17 protein-coding genes are annotated in these 18,891 nt (G+C 71.1%); 7 read left to right on the top strand and 10 right to left on the bottom strand.

Annotated elements, in window-relative coordinates:
• Window positions 1-145: 145 nt before the first annotated feature.
• From ACWC24_RS30395 to ACWC24_RS30385, 3 genes are all read right to left on the bottom strand, one after another.
• A complete protein-coding gene (locus ACWC24_RS30395) occupies window positions 146-598 on the bottom strand; it encodes a phospholipase (protein WP_450666130.1) in 453 nt (150 codons plus the stop codon).
• A 180-nt stretch (window positions 599-778) separates the two neighbouring features.
• Window positions 779-1,894 carry an NAD(+)/NADH kinase gene (locus ACWC24_RS30390; RefSeq protein WP_450666090.1) on the bottom strand — a complete coding sequence of 372 codons (1,116 nt, stop codon included), beginning with the start codon at window positions 1,892-1,894 and terminating at the stop codon, window positions 779-781.
• A 159-nt stretch (window positions 1,895-2,053) separates the two neighbouring features.
• On the bottom strand, window positions 2,054-2,554 hold the full coding sequence (locus tag ACWC24_RS30385) for a PaaI family thioesterase (RefSeq protein WP_450666089.1): 501 nt from the start codon (window positions 2,552-2,554) through the stop codon (window positions 2,054-2,056).
• 299 nt (window positions 2,555-2,853) lie between these two features.
• Between ACWC24_RS30385 and ACWC24_RS30380 the strand changes: the two genes are divergently transcribed.
• The gene (locus tag ACWC24_RS30380; RefSeq protein ID WP_450666088.1) at window positions 2,854-3,516 is read left to right on the top strand and encodes a hypothetical protein; all 663 of its coding nucleotides are present in this window, start codon (window positions 2,854-2,856) and stop codon (window positions 3,514-3,516) included.
• A gap of 18 nt (window positions 3,517-3,534) precedes the next feature.
• Here the strand turns inward: ACWC24_RS30380 and ACWC24_RS30375 are convergent, their stop codons facing one another.
• The 5 genes from ACWC24_RS30375 to ACWC24_RS30355 all read right to left on the bottom strand — a co-directional run bounded on the left by ACWC24_RS30375 (window position 3,535) and on the right by ACWC24_RS30355 (window position 8,386).
• Window positions 3,535-3,969 (bottom strand): hypothetical protein, encoded by a 435-nt coding sequence (locus ACWC24_RS30375; protein WP_450666087.1) that lies wholly within the window; start codon window positions 3,967-3,969, stop codon window positions 3,535-3,537.
• A 99-nt stretch (window positions 3,970-4,068) separates the two neighbouring features.
• Window positions 4,069-5,001, bottom strand: coding sequence for an SGNH/GDSL hydrolase family protein (locus tag ACWC24_RS30370; protein ID WP_450666086.1), 933 nt, complete (start codon window positions 4,999-5,001; stop codon window positions 4,069-4,071).
• A gap of 214 nt (window positions 5,002-5,215) precedes the next feature.
• Entirely contained in the window at window positions 5,216-6,061 is an 846-nt protein-coding gene (locus tag ACWC24_RS30365; RefSeq protein WP_450666085.1) for a chitosanase, read from the bottom strand.
• 313 nt (window positions 6,062-6,374) lie between these two features.
• Window positions 6,375-7,424 carry an MASE1 domain-containing protein gene (locus ACWC24_RS30360; RefSeq protein WP_450666084.1) on the bottom strand — a complete coding sequence of 350 codons (1,050 nt, stop codon included), beginning with the start codon at window positions 7,422-7,424 and terminating at the stop codon, window positions 6,375-6,377.
• A 131-nt stretch (window positions 7,425-7,555) separates the two neighbouring features.
• Window positions 7,556-8,386: a PP2C family protein-serine/threonine phosphatase gene (locus tag ACWC24_RS30355; RefSeq protein WP_450666083.1), complete on the bottom strand. Its 831-nt coding sequence runs from the start codon at window positions 8,384-8,386 to the stop codon at window positions 7,556-7,558.
• Between the two features lie 336 nt (window positions 8,387-8,722).
• Between ACWC24_RS30355 and ACWC24_RS30350 the strand changes: the two genes are divergently transcribed.
• From ACWC24_RS30350 to ACWC24_RS30340, 3 genes are all read left to right on the top strand, one after another.
• A complete protein-coding gene (locus ACWC24_RS30350; RefSeq protein ID WP_450666082.1) occupies window positions 8,723-9,748 on the top strand; it encodes a glycoside hydrolase family 11 protein in 1,026 nt (341 codons plus the stop codon).
• 34 nt (window positions 9,749-9,782) lie between these two features.
• Window positions 9,783-10,784: a polysaccharide deacetylase family protein gene (locus tag ACWC24_RS30345; RefSeq protein WP_450666081.1), complete on the top strand. Its 1,002-nt coding sequence runs from the start codon at window positions 9,783-9,785 to the stop codon at window positions 10,782-10,784.
• A 294-nt stretch (window positions 10,785-11,078) separates the two neighbouring features.
• Window positions 11,079-11,492 carry a hypothetical protein gene (locus ACWC24_RS30340; protein ID WP_450666080.1) on the top strand — a complete coding sequence of 138 codons (414 nt, stop codon included), beginning with the start codon at window positions 11,079-11,081 and terminating at the stop codon, window positions 11,490-11,492.
• A 22-nt stretch (window positions 11,493-11,514) separates the two neighbouring features.
• Here ACWC24_RS30340 and ACWC24_RS30335 read toward each other — a convergent pair whose 3' ends face one another.
• Entirely contained in the window at window positions 11,515-11,682 is a 168-nt protein-coding gene (locus tag ACWC24_RS30335) for a hypothetical protein (protein ID WP_450666079.1), read from the bottom strand.
• Between the two features lie 356 nt (window positions 11,683-12,038).
• Here ACWC24_RS30335 and ACWC24_RS30330 point away from each other — a divergent pair, with 356 nt between their 5' ends.
• Genes ACWC24_RS30330 through meaB form a run of 3 tightly spaced genes read left to right on the top strand, consistent with a single transcriptional unit; the run spans window position 12,039 to window position 17,009 of the window.
• Window positions 12,039-13,847, top strand: coding sequence for a methylmalonyl-CoA mutase family protein (locus ACWC24_RS30330; RefSeq protein ID WP_450666078.1), 1,809 nt, complete (start codon window positions 12,039-12,041; stop codon window positions 13,845-13,847).
• On the top strand, window positions 13,847-16,021 hold the full coding sequence (gene scpA / locus ACWC24_RS30325; RefSeq protein ID WP_450666077.1) for a methylmalonyl-CoA mutase: 2,175 nt from the start codon (window positions 13,847-13,849) through the stop codon (window positions 16,019-16,021). The genes ACWC24_RS30330 and scpA overlap by 1 nt, the downstream gene beginning before the upstream one ends.
• Window positions 16,022-16,025: 4 nt before the next feature.
• Window positions 16,026-17,009, top strand: coding sequence for a methylmalonyl Co-A mutase-associated GTPase MeaB (gene meaB / locus ACWC24_RS30320; protein WP_450666076.1), 984 nt, complete (start codon window positions 16,026-16,028; stop codon window positions 17,007-17,009).
• Between the two features lie 70 nt (window positions 17,010-17,079).
• On the opposite strand, the gene ACWC24_RS30315 is transcribed toward meaB, so the two are convergent.
• Window positions 17,080-18,870, bottom strand: coding sequence for an FAD-binding dehydrogenase (locus tag ACWC24_RS30315; protein WP_450666075.1), 1,791 nt, complete (start codon window positions 18,868-18,870; stop codon window positions 17,080-17,082).
• Window positions 18,871-18,891: the final 21 nt, after the last annotated feature.

Raw genomic sequence — 18,891 nt, 5'->3', positions numbered from 1 at the left:
GTTGTAAAGGAAAGGCAAAGCCGTCGGAGCGCGGGGCGCCTTTCGTTCGACACCCCGCACTCGTTCGCCGTCAGGGTCGGCGGCCTCGCGGCCGGGACGGACCCTCGATGCGGCGGCCCGGGCCCTCGACCGCCCGGGCCGTCGTTCAGCCGAGAGCCTTGACCGCCTGGTAGTAGGTCCACGCCGTACTGTCGCAGGCGGTCTTCGTGGCACCGCCGTAGGCGGCGCAGACCCGCTTGAGGTCTTCGTAGAGGGCGCTGTCCAGACGGGACTTGTTGGCGCTGAAGGTTCCCGCGGCCTTGTAGTTGCGGTAACCGAAGTCGTGCCGGGCGCAGGACATGCTGAAGGGGAAGCCGAACGGGTTGTCCGGGGAGGAGGAGCAGTAGTCGGTGGACCAGTCGAACGCGTAGGCGGACCAGGCGGACTGGTTCGCGCGGGCGGCGGCCCAGAGGCCGTAGCTCGACGCGGTGGTCTGTGTCCAGTTCGACAGGACCTGGGGCTTGTCGGCCGGGACGGCGCCGGCGGACGTCGCGGTGGCGACGACGGCGACCAGGGCCAGGGTCGAGCCGGCGAGAGCGGTGGCAAGTCTTCGGCGCAGCATTCCACACCTCCATGCACATGCGACCCGCCCGTCGAGCCGCATGGGCATGACAATACGAAGGTCATTTCGCCGCGACTACGGTCTCGTTGAAAATTTCCCTGTTGAGACATCAACAAGTCATGCGGGCGGCCGTTCTGAGGGATCTGTCCACCGCGCTCCTCGTCACGGACCGCACGGTCACGCGCCCGAAGGGTCACGCGGACCGGGAGCGGCCGGCGGGCACGGGGCCGCAGCCGGCTCCCCGGGGGCGGGAGGCAGGGCCAGGTGGGCGAGGTCCCCCGGCGGCGGGGAGGTCACCGGCCAGAGCGGGGCGGGGGTTCCGTCGGCCACCGCGGCCGGGGCGTCGGTGAGGTTCATGCGCTCACGCAGCCGGCCGTAGAAGTCCATCGGCCCCAGCCGCACGGCCCGCAGCCGGTGCGGTGCCGCGTACACGCCGATCCAGTCCCCCGGGTCGAGCACGCCCCGCAACTGGCCGTCGATGCTGACCGCGGCCTGACCGGACCGTTCGAGCACGCGCAGGGCGATGGGTTCGTCGGGCGCGGCCACGACCGACCGGTTGAACGCCATGTGCGGGGCGACGGGCGTGAACACGAGACCCTCGGCGCGGGGCGAGACCACGGGACCGCCGGCGGCGAAGCTGTAGGCCGTCGAGCCGGTCGGGGTCGCCACCAGCAGCGCGTCCGCCGAGTAGGAAGCCAGCAGCCGGCCGGCGATGTAGACGCCGACCGACACCTGCCGGTCCCTCGCCAGTTTCTCCACGACGACGTCGTTGAGCGCCGCGACGTTCAGCGCGATGCCCCAGTCGTCACCGGCCTCGCAGTCGGTACGCACGCGTGGCGGCGGCAGCATCGGGCCACGGCCGTAGCGCATCAGCTCCTGCATGCCGGAGGGCACCTCCAGCGTGCGCGAGGCGCGCAGGGTGAGCAGCATCCTGTTCTCGACCGTCAGCCGCTCCTCCCGCACGGCGTCCAGCGCCGCCCGCACCACGGTGACGGGAACCTCCGTCAGGAAGCCCACCCGCCCGAGGTCGACGCCCAGTACGAGGGCGTCGTGCTCGGCGGCCAGCCGGGCACCGCGCAGGAAGGTCCCGTCCCCGCCCAGGGTGACGATGAGGTCGGGGTCTCCCGCGGCCTCCACTTCCTCCTGGGCGCTGTGGCGCCCGCCGTCCCGCCACACGTCGATGTCCGTGCACTGCACGTCGTGCTCGTCGCACCACGCGCGGACGGTCCGTGCGGCGTCCATGGCCGCCGTGCGCCCACCGTGGACGACCAAGCCGACCCGACGCACCGTCACATCCGCCTCCGAGCCGAGTCTCCGCGGCGGACGCGGCAGCCGTCCGCACCCGTACCGGCTGCCATCCTCGCCGCGCGACCGCCCGGTACCGTCAACGCCACGCCGCCGGGTAACCCGAGTCGCGCTCCGCCGTGCGCGCCCGGCGCCGCGGGCCCGCCCTCAGGCCTGCGGGTCGGACACCGGGAAGAGCATGCAGCTGCTGGTGGCGTGGGCGAGCAGGCGGTCCGACGCGTCGATCAGCGTGGCCTCGGCCAGCGCGGTCCGGCGTCCGCCGTGCACGACCCTGCCGACCGCGCGCACCCGGCCGGTGTCCACCGTGATCCGCCGCAGGAACTTCACGGTCAGGTCGAGGGACGTGTACGCCGTGCCGTGCGGCAGCGTGGAATGGACGGCGCAGCCCGCCGCCGAGTCGAGCAGAGTGGCGAAGACACCGCCGTGGACGCTGCCGATCAGGTTGTAGTGCTCCTCGCCCGGGGTCAACGAGAACACCACCCGTCCCGGCTCCACCTCGTCGAGCGAGAAGTCCAGGGTGGCGAGGATGGGCGGCCCCGGCAGCCGGCCGGCCTGCATGGCCCGCAGGAAGTCGAGCCCGGAGTCGCGCGCGGCGGCGGCCGCGGTCGCGGCGGGGTCGTCCCACTCGTACGTACGTGTCCGTCCCACGGCGCACTGCCTTCCTCTCTGGCTTCGTGCTGCGAAGTTAGCTGTGGGGCCTGCTGACTGTCAATGACGAAGTCAGGTGATGTGACAGGGGTGACCCGAGTGCGTCGAGGCGATTCCCGGACATGCGAGGCGGGCACGACACGCGGTCGCGTTCTCTACTATCTCTACTACCGGCTGTGCGGCCGTAATTGCCACTACTCTTACGGCACCAGCCCCAAGAGCAGGCATATTTGGTTCTGCATACGCCCACGGCTTGCCGTTCCCGGGGCCGGAGGGCCCATGAAAGAGGTGTGAACAGCATGTCCGAAACCACTACGGGCACAACCGGACTGACGTCGCAGTACGCCACCCAGGTGGCCGCCGACCTGGAGCGCAACGTCAAGGAGCAGGAACGGCTCGCCGGTGAAATCGCCTCGCTGCAGGAGCAGTTGACCTCGATCCAGCAGGACCACACCGTCCTGGTGAACCTCCGTCAGGTCCTCGGCGGCACAGTGGAGCCGGTCACGGCGGAGGCAGAGCCGGCGGTCGAGCCCGAGGCCGACACCACGGCGGTGGTACCGGCGCCGCGCAAGAAGACGGCCGACGCGACGGGCACCGGCCGGCGGACGCGGGAGGCGCGCAAGAGCTCCCCGAGCCGCGCCAAGGGCACCAAGTCGGCCCGCAGGAACGCGGCGCCCGAGACGCAGGCCTCGGAGCCGACCCAGCGCACCCTCGTCGACATCGTCCGCGCACACCTGGCCGAGCAGCGCGAACCGCGCTCCGCCGCCGAGATCGCCACCACGCTGGGGCAGCAGCACCCCGAGCGCTCCGTCAAGACGACCGTCGTCCGCACGACGCTCGAAGGACTGGTGGCCAGGAGCCACGCCCAGCGCACCAAGCAGGGCACGTCCGTGTACTACTCCGCGCCCGACGCCCAGGAGCCCGCCGCGGCGCCGGAGGAGTCCGGGGAGGACTCCGCCTGAGCCTCGCGGCACGCGTGTCTACACGGAGCCGGAGCCCGGTCGGAGCCGGGGCCCGGAGCCGGGGCGAATGCCGGGTCGGCCGCCCGGCCGGGCGGTGCGTGCCAGCAGGACCGTGCCGCCGGCGGCCACCGCCAGGATCCCCGCCACCGCCAGGATCCCCGCCATCGCCACGGTCCTCGCCGCGACCGTCGCGCCGTCGGAGCGCCAGGACAGGACCGACCAGGAGGACGCGGCGGACAGCGCGGATCCAGTGCTGAGCCAGGAACCGGCGGAGGCCACGCTGACGGCGGAGCCGAGGGAGCCGACCGACAGCACGCTGCCGATCGACCCCACGGACAGGGCACTGCCCGCGGAGCCGACGGAGAGAACCGAGTTCACCGACCCGATGGAGAGCACCGAGCCCTTCGACCAGAGCGAACCCCACGAACGGTCGGTACGGGTACGGATCGTCATGGGCCGATACTGCCAGAACCGGCGGTCATGCACGTCCCGGCCGCCGACTCCGGCTCCGGCGTCCGTCGCCGCCCCGGCGGGCCGCGGCGACCGCACCGGTCAGCGGTGCCCGTGGCCCGGGTCGAGGACCGCGGTCACCGCACGCGCCATGACTTCCTCCCCCTTGGCGTTGGGGTGGGCGGGGGCGGCCGGGGACGCCGGCTGGAGCGGCTCGATCCAACGGTCCGCCGGCGCCTTGCACATGTCGTGGCCGACCGTGGGCCCGTAGGTGTCCACGTACTCGGCGCGGTTGAGCAGGGCCACCAGACGCAGCATCAGGTTGAGACGCTTGCCGGTGTCCCGCAGGTAGGGGAAGTCCTTCGCCGCGAACGGCACCGAGGGGTAGCAGCCGCTGCCGTCGTCCGGCAGCAGGTCCGGGTAGCCGACGAGGAGCACCCGGGCGTGCGGCGCCCTGGTGTGCACCGCGCGCAGCACGGCGGCGACCTTGGGCATGGTGTCGAGGATGTTGAGCGTCAACTGGTCGGTGCCGGTGGAGGCGTAGTAGCGCTGGCACGGGTTGCCGGTCACGTCCGTCGCGCCGAGCCGGGCGCAGGTGGCGATGATGGAACCGAAGCCGACGTCGTTGCCGCCGATCTGCACCGTCACGAGGTCGGTGTCGCGCTGCACCGCGTCCAGTTGCGGGCCGTTCGCCCCCTGGGCCTTCCACATGTTCTCGGTCGTCGCGCCGGCACAGCTCACGTCCTTGAACGCGGTCGCCTTGCGCGCCGCCGCGACGAGTGAGGGGTAGTTGTGGTCCGAGCGGGCACAGTTGGCGTCCACCTGCCGGGGGATGAGCGGTCCCGAGGTGTAGGAGTCGCCGAGCGCCACGTACCGCGTACCGTGGCCGGTGTGCCGTCCGTCGCCCGTGGCCGGTGCGGCCGTGGCCGGCGCGGCCGAGGCCAGGCCGAGGGCGCAGACGCCGAGCGCCGCTCCCAGGGCGGTGACGCGGCGGTGGCGCGGGGCTGTCGCGGCCGGACTGCCGTACTGCTTCATGGAGCACTCCCCCAGGTTCCAGGTCGGCGTGCCACACCGCGCCGTTGCGGTGTTCGCGCGTTCGACTCGGTTTGTATACCGGTCGGTACGTCGCCGGGACCAGAGGTCGGCACGAGTCAACTGGGTACCGGGCCGGGGAGGGTTATCCGTGAGCGCCCCGCCGACCGCGGTCGGCGGGGCGCTCGTCCGGGAGTTGGGTCACTCGCTCGGACGTTCAGCCGATGTGGTAACTGTCGCCGTACACCTTCCAGTCCAGCGGCGGGTCGAGGTCGAGGTTGCCCTTGCGCAGGAAGACACGCTGTTCGGTGTCGACCCGGCTGGTGTCGCTGTGCGCCTCCTCCTGCCGCATGGCCCACACCCGCGCGTCCAGGAAGGCGTTCAGGTACGCCGTCTCGTCGCCGCCCTGCGCGGGCGGCTTCGCCCGGCCCAGGGCCCGCCTGCGGATGCTGCGGAAAGAGGTGGGGTCGTCGCCGTCGCCGTGCATCACGATGGCGTCGTAGTAGGTGAACTGGCCCAGGGCGCGCAGTCCGTCGGCCTTGCCCTGCCGGACCGCCGGGTCGAAGTACACCCGGTCGCGCTCGTCGTCCTGCGCCTGCTGGAAGCGGGAGTCCTGGGCGGCCCTGCGCCAGTCGCCGGGGAACGACGGGTCGAGTCCGTCGTGCGAGTCGGTGCCGTTCACCGCGCGCAGCGCCGGGAGGTACCGGGCGAGGACGTTGCCGGGCCTGCGGTCGGCGTAGAGCTGGACGAGGTCGAGCATGTCGCCGGTGCCGGAGCAGAACCCGATGATGCCCGCGGTGTAGCCGCGGCCGTCGCCGATGTCCTCGATGTACTTGTACTGCGCCTTCCAGTCGAGCGAGGAGTTCTCCGCGCTCGACACCAGCCGCATGGCGATCTCCTTCTTCGCCGGGTCGTCGAGGCCCGGGGCGGCGGTGGTCACGGGGCTCGCGGCGGCCCCGGGGGAACCGAGCAGCGGGGCCGCCGCCAGGGCGCCGACCAGAGCGAGGGCCGTGCGGCGGGAAGCGACGGTGAGGCCCGCCGTCCCGGAGGTTATGTGCTTCACGGGGACTCCGATTGAAGGTGGGGGGTGGAGTTGGTCCGTACCTGATTGCACTGACAGGAAGGTTTACTATCAGATGCGACGCGCGACGGTAACCCGGCCGGGAGCAGGTTCGTAGTTTCGAACAAGCGCGGAACTCCCTTGCCGAGCAAGAGAGTTGACCGAACCCAGAAGGGCGGACACGCCGGACACGGACACGCCGGACACGCCGGACACGGACACGCCGGACACGCCGGACACGGGCGGGCGCGGACCGCCTACGCCGCGCCGCGCCGTCCGCGAGTGACGCACCACGTACACCCGACCTGCGCGACGGTCACGGCGCGCTCTGCCGTCCCCCGTCGTCACCCTCCCCCTCTTCCTCCCCTTGCCCCTCCCCCCGTTCCTTCTCCTCCTGCGGCCGCTCACGACGGGACTCGTTCGCCGTGAGGTGTTCGAGAACCTCGGCCAGTTCCTGGCAGGCCAGTTCCACGGAGCGTCTGGTGTTGAGCTGCTCGGTGATCACCGAGGAAAGGAGCAGCGCGGTCAGGGCCATGCCACCGTTGAAAGCCTGGAGCTTGAACATCAGCTCCGTAGGGGACAGTCCGACGAAGGGACCGACCTGGTCGGTCGCCGCGACGGTGGCCAGGACGGAGGCGAACAGCGCACACAGCATGCTGCCCACGAGCTGGAACCGCAGCGCCGCCCAAATCAGCAGCGGGTAGACGAGAAACAGCATGCTGAGGGAGCTGTGGGTGGCGAGCGGAACGAGGACGCAGGCGACGAGGGCCATCCCCAGCGCCTCCTTCCACCGCGACATGCGCGGGGGCCAGCGCGCCTCGTGCAGCGCGAGCAGCAGCGGGGCGACGATCAGGACGCCCATCGCGTCACCCACCCACCAGGCCGGCCAGGCCGTCCAGAAGTCTTCCGCCGGGAGCCCTCCTCTGAAGACGATGACCCCGACGCCGACGGTCGCACTGATCAGCGTGCTGCCGAGGGCGCCCAGGAACACCAGTGCGACACCGTCGCGCAGGCGGCTGAGATCGTTGCGGAAGCCCACCTGGCGCAGCAGGAGATACGAGCAGACGGGGGCGGCGGTGTTGCCGACCACACTGCCGACGACCGTGGGCCGCAGCGGGGCGATGGACAGCACCGCGAGGAACGCGCCGAGGGCGATCCCCGGCCAGCAGCGCAGGCCGAGGATCAGCAGAGCGGCGACGGCGATCCCTGTGGGCGGCCAGATGGGGGTGAAGACCGCTCCGTCGATGACGTACTGCCGCAGGAGTCCCAGCCGTGCTGCCGCGAAGTAGCAGGCGGCGACAGCCAGCACCTGCACGCCGGTGACGACAGGGCCGCTCAGCTCCCGGATACGCACCACAGCAGCCATGAGACACCGGCTCCGCCGCTTCGGCGAGGCGAGAGGCCCCGGGGGGTCCCGGGATGGATCCCGGGATGGGTCCCGGCCGGATCGAGCGCGGGCCGGACGCCGCCGGGCATGCGGGGCATGCGGGATCCGTCTTACAGCCGGATGCCGGGCCCGTCGTGGCGCAGGACCAGCACGGCGGCGTCGTCGTCGTGCCCCACGAGATCCGAGAACCTGATCAGGCCCGCGGCGAGCGACTCCGCCTCCACACCGGCGACGGCGGCGGCGCCGGCCAGTCGTACGACGAGTTCGAGCCCTTCGTCGACCGCCAGCGAGGGTCCCTCCACCACGCCGTCCGTGAGCAGGACGAACACTCCGCCCGTGGTGAACCGGGAGCGGGTCGTCGGGTACACCGCCCCCTCCTGGACGCCCAGCGGTGGCCCGCCCTCGTCCCTGGTGATGCCGGACCGTCCGTCCGCGGTGGCCCAGACGCAGGGCACGTGCCCCGCCCGCGCGCTCTCCAGCACCCCGGTGGCCGGGTCGAGCCGTAGGAACGTACAGGTGACGAAGAGATCGGTGCCGAGCGACAGGAGCAGGTCGTTCGTCCGGGCCAGCAGTTCCCCCGGTTCGCTCGTCACCGAGGCCAGGGCCCGCAGGGCGACCCTCACCTGACCCATGAAGGCGGCGGCTTCGATGTTGTGGCCCTGCACGTCACCGATGGACAGCCCGATGGCCCCGTCGGTCAGCGCGAACGCGTCGTACCAGTCACCGCCCACGTTGAGGCCGTAACAGGCGGGCACATAGCGGGCGGCCACGCGGACGCCGGGGGCGGTCGGCAGTTCCCCGGGCAGCATGCCCCGTTGCAGGGCGATCGCCAGCTCGACCTGGGAGCGCTGAAGTTCGGCGCGCTCGCGGGCCTGGGCGGTCAGTGACCCAAGTCTGGCCAACAGTTCGCGGGCGTCACCCATAGGTCCCTTGTGAGGCATTGATCACTCCGGTCACATATTAGCCCTTTCGTAGCGAAAGCCGCAGACCGAAAGATCATCGGCTGGCCGCCCACGGTTCGGAATTCCTTCGAAACATTCGAGAAATTACCCCAGGCCGCGATCTTGGAATTTCACACCCCTTCAATCATACACATCGAACACGACCACACGACGGCCCGAGGAGTCCGCCGAACAGGCAAAACTCCACCACCACTCCCCTTCCCCGATTCCGAATGTTTCGAGCTAGCATCCGAAACTATTGACAGTTGACGGGGTCAGATCAAAACTGTGCCGCCCGACCCCCACCGACCTCACGAGGACGAGGAGGAAACACACATGATCGACGCACCCGCACACCCGTCGGACCGCGGCGGCGGCCGCTCCGGGGCACCGAGCCGGTTCAGGCTGCTCGTCAGCGGCGTCTGCACCATGCTGCTGGTCGCCCTGGCCGCCCTGACGCTGCCCGGCACCGCCCAGGCCGACACGGTCATCACCTCGAACCAGACCGGCACCAACAACGGCTACTACTACTCGCACTGGAGCGACGGCGGCGGCTCGGTGTCCATGACCCTGGGCTCCGGGGGCAACTACGCCTACCAGTGGAGCAATGTCGGAAACTTCGTCGGCGGCAAGGGCTGGAGCACCGGCGGACGCAAGTCCGTGAACTACTCGGGCAGCTTCAACCCGTCCGGCAACGCCTACCTGGCCCTCTACGGCTGGACGCAGAACCCGCTCGTCGAGTACTACGTCGTCGACAACTGGGGCACCTACCGGCCCACGGGCACGTTCAAGGGCACCGTCACCACCGACGGCGGCACGTACGACATCTACGAGACCACGCGCGTCAACCAGCCCTCCATCGAGGGCACCAGGACGTTCGAGCAGTACTGGAGCGTCCGGCAGTCGAAGCGGACCGGGGGCACCATCACCACCGGCAACCACTTCGACGCATGGGCCGCCAAGGGCATGCCCATGGGCAGCTTCAACTACATGATCATGGCGACCGAGGGCTACCAGAGCAGCGGCAACTCCAACATCACCGTGAGCGAGGGCGGTTCGGGCGGCGGCGGCACCGGCGGTGGCGGGGGAGGGAACAGCGGCTGCGCCGCGACGCTCTCCGCGGGACAGCAGTGGAACGACCGCTACAACCTCAACGTCGCGGTCACCGGCGCCACCAACTGGACCGTCACCATGAACGTCCCCTCCCCCGCGAAGATCCTCTCCACCTGGAACATCACCGCCGCCTACCCCAGCGCACAAGTCCTCACCGCCAAACCCAACGGCAACGGCAACAACTTCGGCGTCACCATCCAGACCAACGGCAACTGGACCTGGCCCACCGTCACCTGCACCACAGGCTGACCCCGTGACCACCGAGACTGGAGGAGCACGCCGTATGTCCAACGGACCACTTCCCGCGTTACGTTCCCTGACCGCCGCGCTGGCCGTCGTCACCACGGCCGCCACGGGCACCCTCGCCCTCTCGGCCGGCCCGTCCCGGGCCGCCACCTGCAACGGTTATGTCGGACTCACCTTCGACGACGGCCCGTCAAGCAGTACGCCGAGCCTGCTGAACGCGCTCCGGCAGAACGGACTGCGGGCCACCATGTTCAACGAGGGCCAGTACGCCGCGTCCAACCCCGCCCAGGTACGGGCGCAGGTCGACGCGGGTATGTGGGTGGGCAACCACAGCTACACCCATCCGCATCTGACCCAGCAGAGCCAGGCACAGATCGACTCGGAGATCTCCCGGACCCAGCAGGCCGTCTCGGCCGCCGGCGGCGGCACGCCACGGCTGTTCCGGCCGCCCTACGGAGAGACCGACGCGACGGTGAGGACGGTCGAGGCCAAGTACGGACTCACCGAGATCATCTGGGACGTCGACTCGCAGGACTGGAACGGCGCGAGCACCGACGCGATCGTGCAGGCCGCCGGACGGCTCACCAACGGCCAGATCATCCTCATGCACGACTGGCCGGCCAACACGATCGCGGCGATCCCGCGCATCGCACAGGGACTGGCCGCCCGCGGCCTGTGCGCCGGCATGATCTCTCCGCAGACGGGGCGTGCCGTGGCCCCCGACGGCGGCGGCACCGGCGGTGGCGGCACCGGCGGTGGCGGGGGAGGGAACAGCGGCTGCGCCGCGACGCTCTCCGCGGGACAGCAGTGGAGCGACCGCTACAACCTCAACGTCGCGGTCACCGGCGCCACCAACTGGACCGTCACCATGAACGTCCCCTCCCCCGCGAAGATCCTCTCCACCTGGAACATCACCGCCGCCTACCCCAGCGCACAAGTCCTCACCGCCAAACCCAACGGCAACGGCAACAACTTCGGCGTCACCATCCAGACCAACGGCAACTGGACCTGGCCCACCGTCACCTGCACCACAGGCTGACCCCCGAAACCAGCCGGAAGGAGCGGCGCCCCGGTGGCGCGGCGGTTCAGGGACGCCGCGCCACCCCGAACACCGAAATTCGTCACATCGAGCTATAGAAGCGCGGCAATCGCGTCCGAGTGGTGCAACACCTGAGACAGTCGTAGCGTCGATACAGATACCGACGGGGCGTCGATTCGGATCCCGTCGGGACACGGCAGGCAACAGGCAACAGGCGGCGGGGAGCACGACATGCGCGGACACACATGGAGGACTACGGTCACACTCTGGGCGGCCGCGACCCTGGTCACAGCTTTGGGAACGACCTCCGCAGCCCCCGCCGCGGCGACCTCCGACAGTCACCCGGCGAGCCGGGCCGCCAGGGCTTCCGTCGTACCCGTACTGCTCGGCTGCCTGTCGGAACCGGAGGTGCGCCCGAGCGAGTTCATCCTCGCCTGCGGTGACGGCAACAGCCGTCTGGCCGCCCTGCACTGGTCGCACTGGGACGCCAACGACGCGGTGGGCACGGGATACAACGCGGTCAACGACTGCGAGCCGTACTGCGCGGCCGGCAAGTTCCACTCGTATCCCGTCATCGTGCTGCTGGAGCGTCCGCACACGTGGAAGATGAACCCCCGCGTCGTCCAGTTCACCCAGATGAACCTCGTCTTCCCCGGCGACAGGCCGGAGGGCTACGACCGGGTGGTCAGCATCCCGCTGTGGCACTAGTGCCGTAGCGGGCGGGCCGCGCTCAGCGTCGGGCGGTGCCGGCCTGGGTCCTGCGCGCGTTGTTGTAGATGCGCAGGAGGTGCTTGGACACGGGGCACGGCGTGGTGTCGACGTAGCACTGTCGGCAGGTCCCGGTGTGCTGCTCGTAGTTGGCGCGCGCCTGGTCCACGGCGTCACTCTGCGTAGTCATGCGATTTCTCCGAATGGGGGTGATGCCCCTTTAAGGGCGCCGGTTGGCCGGATGGCACATCCGAGCGCCAAGATCATCATGTTACTGGGAGTAGTGGAAAGTCGGATTCGGGCCACACCGGCCACTCCCCGCCGGGACCGCCGCGCGCGGCTCGCGGGACGGGCCGAAAGCCGGTCCTGCCGGACCCGTGGAGAACCATGACAGACCACCGCATTCCACCTCAGGGCAAGAAGGGCTCGCGCGCGGGCACGGGCCCGCGCGGGCCACGCGGGAGAGGCAGGTCACATTGCGACAGAGTGCAAGGTCACAGCCGTGCCCTCTGCTGCTCCCTTGTCGATCTGGCCTAGCATCCGAGCATGACGGTCCTGCCTGACGACGGGCTCCCGCTGGCCGCCGAGTTCCCTGACGCGACGCATGAGCAGTGGCAACGCCTGGTGGCGGGTGTCCTGCGAAAGTCGGGCAAGGAGGTCTCGGGCGACGAAGCCGAGGACACCCTGTCCACCGCCCTCGAGGACGGGTTGCTCACCCGGCCCCTCTACACCGCGCGCGACGCCGCGCCGGACCCCGGCTTCCCGGGGTTCGCGCCGTTCGTGCGCGGGGCCCGAGCCGAAGGGAACACCACCGGCGGCTGGGACGTACGCCAGCGGCACACGACGGCGGACAACGCCGCCGTCCTCACCGACCTGGAGAACGGCGTCACCTCGCTGTGGCTCGTCGTCGGCGACGGAGGCATCCCCGTGGCGTCGCTCGACTCCGCGCTCGAAGGGGTCCTGCTCGACCTGGCCCCGGTCGCCCTCGACGCGGGCAGCTCGGTCGAGTCCGCCGCCCGCGAGCTGCTGCGCCTGTACGACGAGCGCGGCGTCGCCAAGGAGGCGGCGCGCGGCACCCTGGGCGCCGACCCGCTCGGCCACGAGGCCCGTACCGGCGAAGAGCAGTCGCTGCCCGGCGTGGCCGGACTCGCGCGGCTGTGCGCCGAGGAGTACCCGGGGCTGCGGGCGCTGACCGTGGACGCGCTGCCGTACCACGAGGCCGGCGGCTCGGCCGCGCAGGAACTCGGCTGCTCGCTCGCCACCGGCGTCGCGTATCTGCGCGCGCTGGCCGATGCCGGACTGAGCGTCGAACAGGCCTGCGCGCAGCTGGAGTTCCGTTACGCGGCCACCGCCGACCAGTTCCTGACCATCGCCAAGCTGCGGGCCGCGCGCCGGCTGTGGGCGCGGGTCGCCGAGGCGTGCGGCACGCCGGGCGCGGGCGCCCAGGTGCAGCACGCCGTGTCGTCGCCGGTGATGATGTCGCGCCGCGACCCGTGGGTGAACATGCTGCGCACCACGGTCGCCACGCTCGCCGCGGGCGTCGGCGGCGCCGACTCCGTGACCGTGCTGCCCTTCGACGACTCGCTCGGGCTGCCGGACGCGTTCGCCCGGCGCATCGCCCGCAACACGTCCACCATCCTGGTCGAGGAGTCGCACCTGGCCCGGGTCATCGACCCGGCGGGCGGCTCCTGGTACGTGGAGCGGCTGACGGACGAACTCGCCCAAGCGGGCTGGGAGTTCTTCCAGTGGATCGAGGGCCTGGGCGGCCAGGCCGCCGCCCTGCGCTCCGGCCGGCTGCCCGAGGAGCTCGCCGCCACCTGGGCGGACCGCAGCACCCGGCTCGCCAAGCGCCGCGAACCGATCACCGGCGTCAGCGAGTTCCCGTACCTCGCCGAGCGCCCGGTGGAGCGTCCGCCGGCGCCCGAGCGGCCGTCCGGCGGTCTGCCGCGGGTGCGGCGCGACGAGGCGTACGAGGAGCTGCGCGCCCGCTCCGACGCCCATCTCGCCGCCACCGGCTCCCGGCCACGGGTCTTCCTCGCCGCGATCGGGCCCGCCGCGGCCCACACCGCGCGCACGACGTTCGCGGCCAACCTCTTCCAGGCGGGCGGCATCGAGCCCGTCACCGAGGGCGCCTTCGCGGACAGCGGCGCCACCGAGGTCTGCCTCTGCTCCAGCGACGCGCTGTACGAGGAGCAGGCGGCGGCCGTGGCCGAGGAGCTCAGGTCCGCGGGTGCCTCGCAGGTGTTCCTCGCCGGCCGTCCCGGGCAGTACCCGGGTGTCGACTCGTACGTCTTCGCGGGCTGCGACGCCGTGGCCGTGCTGTCCGCGACCCTCGACCGCATGGGAGTGTCCTGATGGGAATCCCCGACTTCTCCGGGATCGAACTGGGCAGCCCGACCGTCGACGGCGGCGCCGAGGCCTGGCACGAAGCCCTCAAGACCGCCGCCGGCGGGGACGACCTGCTGTGGGAGACGCCGGAAGGCATCGGGGTCAAGCCCCTGTACACCGGGCGTGACCTGGAGGGCCTGGACTTCCTGGGGACGTACCCGGGCATGGCTCCGTATCTGCGCGGGCCGTACCCGACGATGTACGTCAACCAGCCCTGGACCATCCGCCAGTACGCGGGCTTCTCCACCGCGGAGGAGTCCAACGCCTTCTACCGGCGCAACCTGGCGGCCGGCCAGAAGGGCCTGTCGGTCGCCTTCGACCTGCCCACGCACCGCGGCTACGACAGCGACCACCCGCGGGTGACCGGTGACGTCGGCATGGCGGGCGTGGCCATCGACTCGATCTACGACATGCGCCAGCTGTTCGACGGCATCCCGCTGGACAGGATGTCCGTGTCGATGACGATGAACGGCGCCGTGCTGCCGATCCTCGCGCTGTACATCGTGGCGGCCGAGGAGCAGGGGGTGCCGGCGGAGAAGCTGGCGGGGACCATCCAGAACGACATCCTCAAGGAGTTCATGGTCCGCAACACCTACATCTACCCGCCGAAGCCGTCGATGCGGATCATCTCCGACATCTTCGCCTTCACCTCGCAGCGGATGCCGCGCTACAACTCCATCTCCATCTCCGGGTACCACATCCAGGAGGCGGGCGCGACGGCCGACCTGGAACTGGCGTACACCCTCGCGGACGGCGTGGAGTACATCCGGGCCGGGCGGGAGGCGGGCCTCGACGTGGACGCGTTCGCGCCGCGGCTGTCCTTCTTCTGGGCGATCGGCATGAACTTCTTCATGGAGATCGCCAAGTTGCGGGCGGCCCGGTTGCTGTGGGCCAAGCTGGTCCGGCAGTTCGACCCGCAGAACGCCAAGTCGCTTTCCCTGCGCACCCATTCGCAGACCTCCGGCTGGTCGCTGACCGCGCAGGACGTGTTCAACAACGTCACGCGCACCTGCGTCGAGGCGATGGCGGCGACCCAGGGGCACACCCAGTCGCTGCACACCAACGCCCTCGACGAGGCGCTCGCGCTGCCCACCGACTTCTCGGCGCGCATCGCCCGCAACACCCAGCTGCTGATCCAGCAGGAGTCCGGCACGACCCGGGCCATCGACCCGTGGGGCGGCAGCGCGTACGTCGAGAAGCTGACGTACGACCTCGCCCGCCGGGCCTGGCAGCACATCCAGGAGGTCGAGCAGGCGGGCGGCATGGCGCAGGCCATCGACGCGGGCATCCCGAAGCTGCGCGTGGAGGAGGCCGCGGCCCGCACCCAGGCCCGGATCGACTCCGGCCGGCAGCCGGTGATCGGCGTCAACAAGTACCGGGTGGACAGCGACGAGCAGATCGAGGTCCTGAAGGTCGACAACTCCTCGGTGCGCGCGCAGCAGATCGAGAAGCTGCGGCGGCTGCGGGCGGAGCGGGACGAGACCGCGTGCCGGGACGCGCTGGACGCGCTGACCCGGGCCGCGGACGGCGAGGGCAACCTGCTGGAGCTGGCGGTGCGCGCGGCGCGCGCCAAGGCCACCGTGGGCGAGATCTCGGACGCCCTGGAGAAGGTGTACGGGCGGCACTCGAGCCAGATCCGTACGATCTCCGGCGTGTACCGCAACGAAGCAGGCGAGTCCCCGTCGGTCGACCGCACCCGTGCCCTGGTGGACACCTTCGAGGAGTCCGAGGGCCGCCGTCCGCGCATCCTGGTGGCCAAGATGGGCCAGGACGGGCACGACCGCGGCCAGAAGGTGATCGCCACCGCGTTCGCCGACCTCGGCTTCGACGTGGACGTCGGCCCGCTGTTCCAGACCCCGGCCGAGGTGGCCCGTCAGGCCGTCGAGGCGGACGTGCACATCGTCGGGGTGTCGTCGCTGGCCGCCGGGCACCTCACCCTCGTACCGGCGCTGAAGGAGGAGCTGGCCGCGGAGGGGCGCGAGGACATCATGATCGTGGTCGGCGGGGTGATTCCGCCGCAGGACGTCCCGACGCTGCTGGAGATGGGCGCGGCGGCGGTGTTCCCGCCCGGGACGGTGATCCCGGACGCGGCGTACGACCTGGTGCAGCGGCTGGCCGCCGATCTCGGGCACGGCCGCTGAACCCATGGCGATCGATCTCGACACCTATGTGAAGGGTGTGCTCGACGGGAAGCGTGCGATCGTCGCGCGCGCCATCACGCTCGTCGAGTCCACCCGGCCGCAGCACCGGTCGCTCGCGCAGGAGTTGCTGACCGCGCTGCTGCCGCACAGCGGCCGGGCGCGGCGGATCGGCGTCAGCGGTGTGCCGGGCGTGGGCAAGTCCACGTTCATCGACGCGTTCGGCACCCTGCTGACCTCGCTCGGGCACCGGGTCGCGGTGCTCGCCGTCGACCCCTCCTCCACCCGGACGGGCGGTTCGATCCTGGGCGACAAGACCCGGATGGAGCGGCTGGCCGTGGACCCGGCGGCCTTCGTCCGCCCCTCCCCCACGGCCGGGACGCTCGGCGGGGTCGCCAAGGCCACGCGCGAGTCGATCGTGGTGATGGAGGCGGCGGGCTACGACGTCGTGCTGGTGGAGACGGTCGGCGTCGGCCAGTCCGAGACGACCGTCGCCAACATGGTCGACTCCTTCCTGCTGCTCACGCTGGCGCGCACCGGTGACCAGCTCCAGGGCATCAAGAAGGGCGTCCTTGAGCTGGCCGACGTGATCGCCGTGAACAAGGCGGACGGCCCGCACCAGCGCGACGCCCAGGCGGCCGCGCGGGAGTTGGCGGGCGCGCTGCGGCTGATGCACGGCAGGGACGCGGCCTGGGCGCCGCCGGTGCTCAGTTGCAGCGCGCGGGAGTCGACCGGTCTGGAGACCGTCTGGGAGCGGCTGGAGCAGCACCGTACGCTGCTCGACTCGACCGGGCGGCTGGCCGCGAAGCGCCGGGACCAGCAGGTCGACTGGACCTGGTCGATGGTCCGGGACGAACTGCTGGGCCGGCTGCACGCCGACCCGGCCGTACGCGAACTGGCGCCTGCGCTGGAACAGCAGGTCAGGGACGGGGAGTTGACGGCCACACTGGCCGCCGAACACCTGCTCAAGGCGTTCGGCGGCCAGTCCTAGGGCCGTGCCGCGGGGCCCGCGAGGGCCCGTGCCGCACGGATCCCGGGGTCCGGCCCGCGGGCGGGACGGCTCAGGTCGCGGTGGCTGCCGCCGCCGCGCGTCCCGCCTGCCGGCCGGAGAACAGACAACCGCCCAGGAAGGTGCCCTCCAGGGAGCGGTAACCGTGCACTCCGCCGCCGCCGAAGCCGGCGACCTCTCCGGCCGCGTACAGACCGGGGACGGGGGACCCGGTCTGGTCGAGGACGCGGCCGGAGAGGTCGGTCTGGAGACCGCCGAGGGTCTTGCGGGTGAGGATGTTGAGGCGCACGGCGATCAGTGGTCCCGCGCTGCTGTCCAGGATCTTGTGGATCGGGGCGGTACGGCTGAGTGAGTCGCCGGGATAGTTGAGCGCGTTGCGGATGCCCATCACCTGGACGTCCTTGGTGTAAGGGTTGTCGATCTCCCGGTCCCGGGCGTCGATCTGCCGTTTGAGGTCGGCCAGGTCGATGAGGCCGTCCCCGGTCAACTTGTTCATTCCGGCGACGAGTTCGGGCAGCGTCGAGGCGACCACGAAGTCGACCCCGTTGTTCTTGAACTTCTCGATCGGTTCCGGGGTCTGCCAGATCCGGGACAGCAGCTGCAGGACGTTCTTGTTGGTGAGGTCCGGGTTCTGCTCGGAACCGGAGAGCGCGAACTCCTTGGCGATGATCTTCTGGGTGGTGACGAACCAGGAGTAGTCGTAGCCCGAGCCGGTGATCGACTTGAGGGTGTGCAGGGTGTCGTACCCGGGGACGTCGGGCGCGCTGAAGCGTTTGCCGGTGGCGTCGAACCACATCGAGGACGGGCCGGGCAGGATGCGGATGCCGTGGTCCGGCCAGATCGGGGCGTAGTTCCTGAGCCCCTCGGTGTAGTGCCACATCCGGTCGGGGTTGACGATCCGGCCGCCGGCCGCCTGGGTGATCGCGAGCATCCGGCCGTCGACGTGCGCGGGAACACCCGTGATCATGGTCTTCGGCGGGGCGCCCAGGCGGGCCGGCCAGTTCTGCCGGACCAGGTCGTGGTTGGCGCCGATGCCGCCGGAGGTCACGACCACCACCGGGGCGTGCAGTTCGAAGTCGCCCACGACGGTACGGGAGCTGGGCTTGCCCCGGGCCGCGCTGCTCGGTTCCAGGATCGCGCCGCGTACGCCGGTGACCGCGCCGCCCGTGGTGACGAGGCCGTCGACCCGGTGCCGGAACCGGAAGGAGACCTTGCCGGCGGCCACCGCGGCCCGCACCTTCTTCTCGAACGGCTCGACCACGGCGGGCCCGGTGCCCCAGGTGACGTGGAAGCGCGGCACCGAGTTGCCGTGCCCGTCCGCGAGACCGCCGCCCCGCTCCGCCCAGCCGACGATCGGGAACCACTGCACACCCAGGCCGGACAGCCAGGAGCGCTTCTCGCCGGACGCGAAGTCCACATACGCCTGGGCCCACTTGTAGGCCCAGTAGTCCTGGCCCGCCGGGTCGTCGACGCCCCGGTCGAAGCCGGCCGCGCCGAGCCAGTCCTGCCAGGCGAGGTCGTGCGAGTCCTTGACGCCCATGAGTCGCTGCTCGTCGGAGTCGACGAAGAACAGGCCGCCGAAGGACCAGAACGCCTGCCCGCCGAGCGAGGCCTCCGGTTCCTGGTCGAGGAGGAGCACCCGGCGCCCCGCGGCGGCCAGTTCGGCGGTGGCGACGAGTCCGGCGAGGCCGTGGCCGACGACGATCGCGTCCGCGTCCTGGGCCGCCGCGGCGGCGGGGAAGGCGGCGACCGTCTGGGCGAGGGCCGCGGTGGCGAGCACCCCGCCGGTCACGGTCAGGGCGCGACGGCGGGTGATCCCGGTGGGGGCTGCGGGGTTCTCCATGGACTGCCTTCCGAGGAGGGA

The sequence above is a fragment of the Streptomyces sp. NPDC001443 genome (genome assembly GCF_053597355.1).
Note: the sequence above shows the minus strand (reverse complement) of the source record. Positions and strands in the feature narration are given on the sequence as shown.

Bases quoted from the DNA above. Each gene is read 5' to 3' on its own strand.
- ACWC24_RS30380 (WP_450666088.1), top strand. From the start codon at position 2,854: ATGTCCGAAACCACTACGGGCACAACCGGACTGACGTCGCAGTACGCC.
- ACWC24_RS30375 (WP_450666087.1), bottom strand. From the start codon at position 3,969: ATGACGATCCGTACCCGTACCGACCGTTCGTGGGGTTCGCTCTGGTCG.
- ACWC24_RS30370 (WP_450666086.1), bottom strand. From the start codon at position 5,001: ATGAAGCAGTACGGCAGTCCGGCCGCGACAGCCCCGCGCCACCGCCGC.
- ACWC24_RS30360 (WP_450666084.1), bottom strand. From the start codon at position 7,424: ATGGCTGCTGTGGTGCGTATCCGGGAGCTGAGCGGCCCTGTCGTCACC.
- ACWC24_RS30355 (WP_450666083.1), bottom strand. From the start codon at position 8,386: ATGCCTCACAAGGGACCTATGGGTGACGCCCGCGAACTGTTGGCCAGA.
- ACWC24_RS30350 (WP_450666082.1), top strand. From the start codon at position 8,723: ATGATCGACGCACCCGCACACCCGTCGGACCGCGGCGGCGGCCGCTCC.
- ACWC24_RS30345 (WP_450666081.1), top strand. From the start codon at position 9,783: ATGTCCAACGGACCACTTCCCGCGTTACGTTCCCTGACCGCCGCGCTG.
- ACWC24_RS30335 (WP_450666079.1), bottom strand. From the start codon at position 11,682: ATGACTACGCAGAGTGACGCCGTGGACCAGGCGCGCGCCAACTACGAG.
- ACWC24_RS30330 (WP_450666078.1), top strand. From the start codon at position 12,039: ATGACGGTCCTGCCTGACGACGGGCTCCCGCTGGCCGCCGAGTTCCCT.
- scpA (WP_450666077.1), top strand. From the start codon at position 13,847: ATGGGAATCCCCGACTTCTCCGGGATCGAACTGGGCAGCCCGACCGTC.
- meaB (WP_450666076.1), top strand. From the start codon at position 16,026: ATGGCGATCGATCTCGACACCTATGTGAAGGGTGTGCTCGACGGGAAG.
- ACWC24_RS30315 (WP_450666075.1), bottom strand. From the start codon at position 18,870: ATGGAGAACCCCGCAGCCCCCACCGGGATCACCCGCCGTCGCGCCCTG.